This is a genomic window from Intrasporangium sp. (genome assembly GCF_035280925.1).
GTDB lineage: Bacteria > Actinomycetota > Actinomycetes > Actinomycetales > Dermatophilaceae > Intrasporangium.
The window spans coordinates 50,255-57,173 of sequence record NZ_DATEEY010000176.1; the positions used below are offsets into that span (position 1 = coordinate 50,255).

At 71.1% G+C, this 6,919-nt stretch carries 7 protein-coding genes and 1 pseudogene; 4 read left to right on the forward strand and 4 right to left on the reverse strand.

Translation table 11 applies throughout. The annotated features are described in order from the left end of the window. Positions 1-37: 37 nt before the first annotated feature. Together VJN29_RS15880 and VJN29_RS15885 are read right to left on the reverse strand one after the other, a co-directional pair. The gene (locus tag VJN29_RS15880; RefSeq protein WP_324144605.1) at positions 38-841 is read right to left on the reverse strand and encodes an ABC transporter permease; all 804 of its coding nucleotides are present in this window, start codon (positions 839-841) and stop codon (positions 38-40) included. Next, positions 838-1,947 carry an ABC transporter ATP-binding protein gene (locus VJN29_RS15885; protein ID WP_324144606.1) on the reverse strand — a complete coding sequence of 370 codons (1,110 nt, stop codon included), beginning with the start codon at positions 1,945-1,947 and terminating at the stop codon, positions 838-840. The genes VJN29_RS15880 and VJN29_RS15885 overlap by 4 nt, the downstream gene beginning before the upstream one ends. A gap of 169 nt (positions 1,948-2,116) precedes the next feature. Between VJN29_RS15885 and VJN29_RS15890 the strand changes: the two genes are divergently transcribed. The 4 genes from VJN29_RS15890 to VJN29_RS15905 all read left to right on the forward strand — a co-directional run bounded on the left by VJN29_RS15890 (position 2,117) and on the right by VJN29_RS15905 (position 5,592). Continuing rightward, on the forward strand, positions 2,117-3,469 hold the full coding sequence (locus VJN29_RS15890) for a hemolysin family protein (protein WP_324144607.1): 1,353 nt from the start codon (positions 2,117-2,119) through the stop codon (positions 3,467-3,469). Beyond that, entirely contained in the window at positions 3,466-4,503 is a 1,038-nt protein-coding gene (locus tag VJN29_RS15895) for a hemolysin family protein (RefSeq protein WP_324144608.1), read from the forward strand. The genes VJN29_RS15890 and VJN29_RS15895 overlap by 4 nt, the downstream gene beginning before the upstream one ends. Before the next feature lie 187 nt (positions 4,504-4,690). Continuing rightward, complete coding sequence (gene larC, locus VJN29_RS15900) at positions 4,691-5,038, forward strand: nickel insertion protein (RefSeq protein WP_324144609.1); 348 nt, start codon at positions 4,691-4,693, stop codon at positions 5,036-5,038. An 11-nt stretch (positions 5,039-5,049) separates the two neighbouring features. Beyond that, positions 5,050-5,592, forward strand: a complete 543-nt coding sequence (locus tag VJN29_RS15905; protein WP_324144610.1) for a DUF1697 domain-containing protein — start codon at positions 5,050-5,052, stop codon at positions 5,590-5,592. Positions 5,593-5,616: 24 nt separating this feature from the next. Here VJN29_RS15905 and VJN29_RS15910 read toward each other — a convergent pair. Next, positions 5,617-5,787 (reverse strand): annotated as a pseudogene (locus tag VJN29_RS15910) (1-(5-phosphoribosyl)-5-amino-4-imidazole-carboxylate carboxylase); the annotation flags it as partial. Positions 5,788-6,300: 513 nt separating this feature from the next. Beyond that, positions 6,301-6,600, reverse strand: a complete 300-nt coding sequence (locus VJN29_RS15915; protein ID WP_324144611.1) for a hypothetical protein — start codon at positions 6,598-6,600, stop codon at positions 6,301-6,303. Positions 6,601-6,919 lie beyond the last annotated feature (319 nt).

Below are 6,919 nucleotides of genomic sequence, written 5' to 3' on the forward strand. Positions count from 1 at the left end.
AAGGGAATTCGCGGGTGGACCCGGCATGGTGGCCAGGTCAGGAGATGTCGGCGCGCACCGTCCGGATCGTGCCGACGAGCGCCAGGATCACCGCGTAGCCGGTGAGGACGAGCGCGCCGGCCCACCAGGCAAGCTGGTCGGACACCGTCCCGCCGAAGCTGATGTTCTGCACGTCCAGGGTCGCGTTCGTCGCCTGCGTGGGCAGGTAACGGGCGATGTTCGCGCCGATCTCGGTCAACGGCAGTACCGCTCCGATGATCGGCTCGACGATCCAGGCGATGCCGATCGCGATGAGCAGGGCTGCGACCTGGTTGGGGATCAGGATGCCGACTCCGAGGCCGATGAGCGCCCACAGGCCGAGCACGAGCAGGGACAGCGCAAGGGTCCGCCAGATCTCCGGGTCCGCGAACGGCTCGTGTCCGCGCGACGAGAGGATCGTCGCGCCGGTGACCACCGATGCGATGAGGGAGGCCAGCCCGTACATGGCGCCCAGTGCCAACAGCAGGATGGTCTTGGCCACCATGACCCGGGTGCGCTTGGGCTCGGCCAGGAACGTGGCGGTGATCGTCTTGTGGCGGTACTCGGAGCCGACGGTCATGACGCCGATCGCCAGGGTGAGCAGGTAGCCGACGCCGATGCCGCTCGTGTAGGTGGTCCGGGCCAGCTCGGCGTCAGAGGTCGGGACGCCGGGCCCACCCTCGCCCATCACGGCATCGCTGGTGAACAGGAAGGCGAACAGGGCCGCAAAGGCCGCGCCGGCCACGACGATCGCGATGAGCATGCCCCACCACAGTCGCGTCGTGAAGAACTTGCGGAACTCCGACCTGACGGCCTTGCTCACCGCGCCTCCTCCTGCCGTCGCGCCTCGGGGTCTCTCGGGTCCGGCGGCGCAGCGTCCGGGGTCACGGCGAGCAGGCTCGGGTCGATGGGCGGTCCGCTCGGCGGGGGCAGCTGGCCGACCGGTGCAACCGGTTCACCGAGGTTGCGGTTGCGGTGCTGGTCCGAGTCGGTGAGGTTGAAGTAGAGCTCCTCGAGGTGGGTCTTCTCCGCGCGCAGCTCGTGGATCGCGATGTCAGCAGCGTGTGCGAGGTCTCCCACCATGGCGAGGTCCTCCGTGGTCACCTGGATGCCGCCGTCCTTGCGCTTGAGGCTGAGTCCGCGCCCGGCCAAGGTGCTGGCCAGCCGGTCGGGGTCGGAGGTGCGCACGAAGGCGGTCGGCTCGCCCCTCAGCTCCTCGACGGTGCCCTGTGCGACCCGCTTGCCGTTGGCGATGATGACGACGTCGTCGACGGTCTGCTCGACCTCGGACAGCATGTGGCTCGAGATGAGCAGCGTGCGGCCCTCCGAGGCGAGGTGGCGCAGGAACCCGCGCAGCCACCGGATGCCGTCAGGATCCAGGCCGTTGGCGGGCTCGTCGAGGATGATGACGCGAGGGTCTCCGAGCAGGGCGGCGGCGAGCCCGAGTCGCTGCCGCATGCCCATCGAGTAGCCGCCCGCGCGCTTGCTGGCCGCAGCCGGGATGCCCACGAGCTCGAGCATCTCGTCCACGCGGCTCGCCCGGATCCTGGCCGCGGCGGCCAGGGTCAGCAGGTGGTTGCGCCCGGTGCGCCCCGGGTGGAAGTTCGTCGACTCGAGGGCCGACCCGACGACGGTGAGCGGGTTGGCGATGTCGTGGTAGCGCCGGCCCTCGATCGTCGCGGTGCCGGCGGTCGGACGGATCAGCCCGAGGAGCATCCGCAGGGTCGTCGTCTTGCCCGCACCGTTGGGGCCGAGGAAGCCCGTGATCCGGCCGGGCACGACGTCGAGGTCGAGGTGGTCGACGGCGGTGAACCGACCGAACCGCTTGGTCAGTCCGCGGACCTCGATCCGCCCCTGCTGCGGATCTGCGGCCGGCCTGGTGCCGCCGGTGGCGGGCTGTGCTGGGGTGGCGGCCGACGCGGCTGTCACAACGCCTCCTTCAAGGCCCCCGAAGGGCGATTCCTCAATGTGCGTCCAACTCAATCACACCGCGACGACTGACGTGCAGGTCCATATAGTGGGCGCGGTGAGGGCAGGTGAGGGCAGGTGCAGGCAGATGAGGGCAGGTGAGGTCAGGTGAGGACGCAGTGAGGATGCGGTGACGGAGTGGCTTCTGCTGCTCGCAGCGATCCTTCTGACCGGCGGCACCGCCGTCTTCGTCGCTGCGGAGTTCTCCCTCGTCGCCCTCGACCGGCCGACCGTCCAGAAGGCGATCGACGCCGGGGACGGCCACGCCCGGATCGTCCTCCAGTCACTCAAGCAGCTGTCCACCCAGCTGTCCGCGGCGCAGGTCGGTATCACCATCACGACTCTCGTCGTCGGCTACCTCGCCCAGCCGTCCATCGGCCGCCTCCTGGCCGGCCCGCTGGCCAGCCTCGGGCTTGCGCAGCCAGCGGTCGAGGCCATCTCCAGCGCCCTCGCCCTCGTGCTGGCGACCGCGTTCTCGATGGTCTTCGGCGAGCTGCTCCCGCAGTTCCTCGGCATCTCGGCGCCCCTGACGACGGCGAAGGTCGTCGCGCTGCCGGTCCGGGTCTTCGCGACGGTGGCCAAGCCACTCATCCTCGCGCTCAACGGCTCCGCCAACGCGTTCCTGCGCGCGATCGGGATCGAGCCCCAGGAGGAGCTCTCCGGCGCGCGGACGCCACAGGAGCTCGCGAGCCTCGTGCAGCGGTCGGCCGAGGCGGGGACCCTCGAGGTCACGACCGCGCGCCTGCTCACGAAGACGCTCGGCTTCGGTGAGCGCACTGCCGACGACGTCATGACGCCACGCGTGCGCTGTGCCGGCATCCACCGCGACGAGTCGGCCGACGACGTCCTCCGGCTGTCGCGGCGGACTGGTCACTCGCGCTTCCCCGTGCTCGGCAACGACTGGGACGACATCGACGGCGTGGTCCACGTCAAGCGCGCGATGGCCGTCCCGCACGAGCGCCGCAAGGACGTCCCGGTGTCCGCGCTCATGTCCGACCGACTCGTCGTGCCGGAGACGATCCGGCTCGAGCCGCTGCTGCGGCAGCTGCGGGCGGGCGGCTTCCAGGTGGCCGTCGTCGTCGACGAGTACGGCGGCACCTCCGGCATCGTCACCCTCGAGGACGTTGTCGAGGAGATCGTCGGCGAGGTGGCGGACGAGCACGACCGGAGGCGGCAGAGCGGACGCGAGCTCACCGACGGGTCGTGGACGGTCCCGGGCCTGTGGCGACCGGACGAGGTCCGGGACGCCTTCGACGCCGAGGTGCCCGACGGCACGACGTACGAGACGATGGGCGGCTACGTCATGGCCCGTCTGGGCCGGGTGCCAGTCGTCGGCGACGTGATCGCCGTCCCCGGCTGGCGCATCCACGTCACGGGCATGGCCCGGCGCCGGGTCGACCGCCTGCGCTTCGTCCCCGACCCCGACTCGGCGCCCGAGCCACCGGGCCCAGCGCCCGAGACCGTGGCGGAGGTGCCGCGATGAGTGGCCCCTGGGTCTACGTCGTCTCGCTGATCCTGCTCTTCGGCAACGCGTTCTTCGTCGGTGCCGAGTTCGCTGCCATGGCCGTCCGCCGCTCGGCCCTGGAGCCGCTCGCCGACGCCGGAAGCAGGCGCGCGGCCACGAGCATCGAGGCGGTCGAGCGGCTCGGGTCGATGCTCGCGACCGCCCAGCTGGGTATCACCGTGTGCTCCGTGGGACTCGGCGCCCTGGCCGAGGCCGCTCTGCACCACCTGTTCGAGCCGATCTTCGCGGGGTGGGGAATGGGCACGGCCTGGGCGGGCGGCGTGGCGCTCGCGGTCGCCCTGCTCATCGTGTCCTACCTGCACGTCGTGGTGGGGGAGATGATCCCCAAGAACATCGCCATCGCCGGCCCGGAGCGGTCCGCGCTCCTGCTCGTGCCGCCGCTCTACGCCATCACGCGCGCCCTGCGCCCGGTCATCAGCGCGATGGAGACGCTCGCGAAGGCGCTCGTGCGTCTCTTCGGGATCGAGCCCAAGGATGAGATCTCGTCGGCCTTCACCGCGGAGGAGGTGGCCCACATCGTCGGCGAGTCGCACCGCGAGGGGCTCATCGAGGAGGCGCGACTCGGACTCGTCTCCAAGACGCTGGAGTTCTCCGACAAGCTCGCTCGCGACGTCGCCGTCGGGCTCGAGGGGTTGACGACCGTGCAGCTCGGTGCCACTCCCGCGGACATCGAGCGGCTCGTCGCGAGGCAGGGTTTCTCGCGCTACCCGGTCCTCGATGCGGGCGGGGACATCGCCGGCTACCTGCACCTCAAGGACGTGCTCTACGCCGACGACGCGCGCCACGAGCTGCCCGTCCCCCCGAAGCGGATCCGCCGGCTCGCGACCGTCCGGGAGGGCGACGAGGTCGAGGACGTCCTCGCCACGATGCAGCTCACCGGCGCCCACCTCGCCCGGGTCATCGACGAGTCCGGAGAGGTGACGGGCGTCGTCTTCCTCGAGGACGTGCTCGAGGAGCTCGTCGGCGAAGTCACCGACACGACCCAGCGTTGAGCGATCGGTCGGGTCAACCACGCCCATGCCGTATGCCGCTGAGCTCCTTCCCGGGCCGCGCGTCCTCCCAGCCCTCCCGGCCCCAGACGCCGCAACACACCGAGCAGGTGACGACACACCGGGACCCGATCCCGGTGTGTCGTGACCTGCTCGGTGTGTTGCGGGATCAGCGCCTAGCCTGTGGCGCATGTCCAGCAGCGTGACAGGCGTGACAGGGCCGGCTCGGCGTGGCCGGACCGCGTGGATCGACGCGTCGGCTGGAGTGGCCGGTGACATGTTGCTCGGGTCGCTCGTCGACGCCACCACGTCGCTCGCCAACGTTCGATCCGCTGTCGAGGCGGTCATCCCCGAGACGGTCAGGATCACGGCCGCCGACACCACCCGGCTCATCAACGTGGCCCCCGAGCTCTCCACGGTCGAGACCGCCGCGGCCGCTCTGGACCGCCCGGTCCGCGAGGTCCTCGAACGTGCCGTTGCCGCCGCGGTCGAGACTGGACTGGTCCCCGGAGGGCCCGCTCCCGCCGGCGGTGGGTGAAGGTGGGCGTGGTGCACTACGCAGCGCTCCTGCGCGGGATCGCACCGAGCGGCAAGAACATGACGAACGACAAGCTGCGAGGAGTGTTCGAGGGGCTCGGGTTCGAGGGAGTGGCCTCGGTGCTGGCCAGCGGCAACATCGTGTTCGGCAGCTCTGAGACGGACGTGCCCGCCCTCGAGCGGCGGATCGAGGCCGCGCTCACCAGCGAGCTCGGCCTCTCCAGCCGCACCATCATCCGCGCGCACCGCGAGCTGCGCGCGCTGCTCGACAGCGACCCCTTTCCCGGTCTGACCCACGGACGTGGCACCTACCTGACCGCGACCTTTCTCAAGGACCTCGCGCCGCCGACCGGTCCTGTGCCGGGGAAGTCGGACCCGCTGACGCAGTTCGTCCGGTACGACCCGGTGGCCAGGGTCGTCCTCGCCGTCATCGACAACGGCGACCCGGGCAGGACCCCCGACTTCATGTCCTGGCTGGAGAAGCTCCACGGGAAGGGCATCACCACTCGCAGCTGGCTCACCGTCCAGCGCATCGTCGCGAAGCTCGAGAGCTGACCCCGTCGCACCGGCGCGCCGCCGTCAGCTCGGGTCGGCAGCGATCTGCGCCGCGAGGTGCCCGCCGCCGTAGCCGTTGTCGATGTCGACCACGCCGACGCAAGGCGAGCAGGCGTTCAGCATCGACAGCAACGGAGCGAGCCCCTCGAACGCCGCGCCGTACCCGACGGAGGTCGGAACCGCCACGACCGACGCGATCGGCCAGGTCAACCACGCCCATGCCGTATGCCGCTGAGCTCCTTCCCGGGCCGCGCGTCCTCCCAGCCCTCCCGGCCCCAGACGCCGCAACACACCGAGCAGGTCACGACACACCGGTGCCCGGTCCCGGTGTGTCCTGACCTGCTCGGTGTGTTGCGGGATCAGCACCTAGCCTGTGGCGCCTGCCGAGCAGCGTGACAGGCGTGACCGGGCCAAGCGAGGATCCGGCCAACCTCGTCGTGCATCCCATCGGGCAGCACCAGCAGGACCGCCTCCGCGTGAGGCCCTAGGGCACGAGTGAACAGCACCGGTCCAGTCGTCGTGCCAGTGTCATGAGCATGCTTGAGGGCCAAGGCAATCGATGCCACCTGCCCCGGTGTCTTGCGCTCGCAGACAACGGCCTCCGGGTAACCCCTGCGGACAACGGCATCCGGGTAACCCCTGCGGACCGCCCGACGGAGGTCGAGCTCGGCGACGCCCTCCAGGTCGCCCGGGACGAATGGCCCGAGGTCAGCCATGGCCCAGGCGCACGAGGGGGAGAGTGAAGGCCCCCGACTGGATCCCGGCGACGTCGACCGCGACGAACCGGGAGCCGGCCTCGACCCCCACCGCGTGGGTCGCCGCGCGCACCTCGGGCTCCATGGCGCGGCCCAGCTCGAGGTCGGGCAGCTCCACCCGAGCCACCTCGCCGCGGTGCCTGACGGTGCAGCCGGGGAAGCCCAGCGCCCGCAGACCCGCCTCGGGCGCCTCGACCTGCGCGAGCTTGGCCGCGCAACCTCGGAGAAGTGCGGTATGCGGGACGCCAGGCACGGAGCGCCCGGCTTGTTGGCGTTGGGCAGGCCGAGCGCGCGAGCGAGCGCCCGGACGTCCGCCTTGGTCGGTCCCGCGGCGGCGAGCGGACGCAGCACGTCATGGCTCGTCGCGCCCGGGCCCCGGGGCGGTCCGGTCGCCGGGCGTCGGCGTTCTCGCCGTAGGCCACGGCCACCAACCCCTGGGCATAAGCCACCTCGTCCGAGATCCGGCTGAAGAGCTCGTCCTTGCAGAAGAAGCAGCGGTCCGGACCGTTCGCACGGTACATCGCGTGGTCACCCTCGTGACGAGCTGCACGGCGCCCGGGAGGTGGCGGCGG